The following is a 2,398-nucleotide window of genomic DNA, read 5'->3' on the forward strand; positions in this document are numbered from 1 at the left end:
CTTGGTGATCTTGGCCAAGTACATTTGGCCCAAGCCAATGTCAGAAATAAACCTTCAATTGAAGCCGCTATTAATGGTGCTGATCATGTCGTAAACTTGGTTGGGGTGCTTTTTGAAAGTGGAAAACAGTCATTTGGTAAAATTCATGATGAAGGTGCGGGGCTTGTCGCAGAAGTTGCCGCTGCCGCGAATGTTAAGTCGCTGGTTCATATGTCGGCAATAGGTGCAGATGACGAATCTGATTCAAAATATGCAAAATCAAAAGCGGCGGGTGAAAAAGCAGTTTTAAAGAATTTCCCAAATGCCTCTATAATTCGCCCAAGTGTTGTATTTGGTGCGGATGATAATTTCTTCAATAAATTTGCAGCGATGGCAAAATCATTTCGCATGTTGCCAGTAATCTGCGGTGACACTAAATTCCAAACTGTATATGTTGGTGATGTTGCAGATGCGATTGTTTCCATTATTTCAGATGAAGATCACGCCGGTAAAATTTATGAATTAGGTGGGCCAAAGGCTTATAGTTTCCGAGAACTGCTTGAAATGGTGAATAAAGTCACAGAACAAAATGTTCCGCTTATTACAATTCCAATTCAAATGGCATATTTTCAAGCATTTTTCTTTGGTATGCTGCCAAATCCAATGGTTACCATTGACCAAATGAGATTATTAGAAAAAGATAATGTGGTATCAGATGATGCATTGAAGCTCTCTGATCTTGGGGTTGAAGCGACACCACCAGAAGCTATTATTCCGAATTATTTATTTCTTCATCGTCCAATGGGACAATTTAGAACGGTTCAGTGATCTAAATTTTAATAACCAGTAGGGTTTTTAGATTGCCAATTCCAGGCGTCCTTTACCATTTCAGTTAGACCGCGTGTTGCCTGCCAATTTAATTCTGTCTTCGCACGTGATGCATCGGCGTATCAGCTGGCAATATCCCCTTGACGGCGAGGGGTGATTTTATAGGGAATTTTAATATCATTGGCATCTTCAAAAGCCTTAGTCATATCCAAGACGCTATAACCGTTACCAGTGCCAAGATTATACGTAACCAAGCCGGGTTTTTCGGTTAATTTTTCTAGTGCTTTTAAATGGCCGGCGGCTAAATCCATCACATGAATATAATCACGAACCCCGGTACCGTCTTTAGTATCATAGTCATCACCAAATACGGATAATTCAGGATATTTTCCGGCGGCAACACCTGTAATATAGGGCATTAAATTATTTGGTATGCCGCTTGGGTCTTCGCCGATCATACCGCTGTCGTGGGCGCCAACAGGGTTAAAATATCGAAGGCGAGCAATATTCCAAGTGTGATCAGACTTACTTAAATCTTCTAACATTTGTTCGATCATCAATTTTGATGTGCCATATGGATTGGTTGTGCCGCCTGTTCTCGCGCTTTCTGGAATTGGAACAACTTCAGGGTCGCCATATACTGTGGCGGATGAACTAAAAACAAGTGTTTTTACATTTGCTTTTCTCATTGCATTACAAAGGATTGTCGTCCCACCAACATTATTATCATAATATTCAAGTGGTTTTTCGTTACTTTCTCCAACGGCTTTTAATCCGGCAAAGTGAATAACGGCCCCAAATCTTTTGCGAGCAAATAATTGGTCGAGTGCTTCATGATCTCTGATATCGATCTCGAAGAAATCAAATTGATTTATTCCAGTAATATTACGTATGCGATTAAGTGATTCTGTGTTTGAATTGCATAGGTTATCAATGACCGTGACATTATGTCCCGCTTCTAAAAGCTGGAGAACTGTATGGCTTCCGATATAACCTGTGCTACCTGTCACTAAAATATTCATCGATTCTTTCCTGTTTTTAATGCTTAATGTTATATTTCAAGCTACTCACATAAGTACACATAAATTTGACTTGCGTGTTATAATTGAAAGAGTGTAAGTGAAGACTATGAATAAATTATTATCTTATCGCGCGATAGGCGCATTTTTTGTGTATTTAATTGCTTTTGTAAATATTTCATTTGCAGAAGTAGTTCGTACTGATTTGGCGCAACTGGGACTTCATACGGATAAAACGTCGGTGGCACCTGGTTCGGAATTTTCGGTGATCATCGAAATGGACCCTGATGAGGGATGGCATGGTTACTGGGAAAACCCTGGTGATGCCGGACTTAAACTTGAAATGGAATGGCAAATACCTGATGGTGTTGAAATTGATGCGTTACAGTTTAAAACGCCTCATTTAATACCATTTGAAGAAATTGTTTCCTATGGTTATGAAGGAAAAGTTACGATCGTTGCTGATGGAAGGGTTTCCGAGGATTTCGTGGGCGATAATGTCGTATTAAACGGCAGCGCATTTTGGCTAATATGTTCTGATGCGCTTTGTGTGCCGCAAGATGCTAAAATTA

At 39.9% G+C, this 2,398-nt stretch carries 2 protein-coding genes and 1 pseudogene; 2 read left to right on the plus strand and 1 reads right to left on the minus strand.

Annotated features, from left to right (window positions below; all coding sequences use genetic code 11):
* Window positions 1-807 (plus strand): complex I NDUFA9 subunit family protein (locus tag ACTF6W_RS11200; RefSeq protein WP_438994631.1); only part of this gene is annotated, 807 nt, incomplete at its 5' end.
* Between the two features lie 8 nt (window positions 808-815).
* Here the strand turns inward: ACTF6W_RS11200 and galE are convergent.
* Window positions 816-1,829, minus strand: a pseudogene (gene galE, locus ACTF6W_RS11205) (UDP-glucose 4-epimerase GalE).
* Between the two features lie 106 nt (window positions 1,830-1,935).
* Here galE and ACTF6W_RS11210 point away from each other — a divergent pair.
* Window positions 1,936-2,398: protein-disulfide reductase DsbD domain-containing protein (locus tag ACTF6W_RS11210; RefSeq protein WP_438994632.1), on the plus strand; the 463-nt coding region annotated here is incomplete at its 3' end.

Origin of the sequence: Pseudemcibacter sp. (assembly GCF_965661635.1) — a bacterium.
Taxonomy (GTDB): Bacteria; Pseudomonadota; Alphaproteobacteria; order Sphingomonadales; family Emcibacteraceae; genus Pseudemcibacter.